The organism is uncultured Ruegeria sp., assembly GCF_947489545.1.
GTDB lineage: Bacteria > Pseudomonadota > Alphaproteobacteria > Rhodobacterales > Rhodobacteraceae > Ruegeria.
The window spans coordinates 1-418 of record NZ_CANLDZ010000092.1; the positions used below are offsets into that span (position 1 = coordinate 1).

1 protein-coding gene is annotated in these 418 nt (G+C 47.6%); it reads left to right on the forward strand.

Annotated features, from left to right (window positions below; all coding sequences use genetic code 11):
* On the forward strand, positions 1-418 hold a 418-nt coding region (locus tag Q1B13_RS26900; RefSeq protein WP_299800847.1), incomplete at both ends, for a hypothetical protein.

Consider the following 418-nt stretch of genomic DNA (forward strand, 5'->3'; position numbering starts at 1 on the left):
TCCGGAAAGCAGCAAAAGGTAGTGGCTGGTCCATAAAGCAAGACATGCTCTCAAAGCAAAACGAAGGATATGCATTTTCCGTACATCCAAGAAGGGGGGCTTTAGGGTGTATCGAGTTTAGAGCAAAGCCCATCGTCTGGGACACTACGCTTTGGTCAATCCTTCAAATCGAAGGCAATGAGGCAAAGCCTGTCAGCTTTCGTTTTTCGGGCGCATTTACCTGCGATTGCCCCGCACTTATCCAAGAAGCTGTGGACGATCTCAAAACAAATCCAGAGACAGCAGAAAAGATGGTTGAGCTATCTAGCCGGGCTCTGGAGAAGCGAAACATTTGGCAAGGCTATGATCTTTCTAAAGCTGCTGAGCGTGAACAACCGCAGCAGCTCTACAGGTATCATATAACTCATGTTGTGGATCA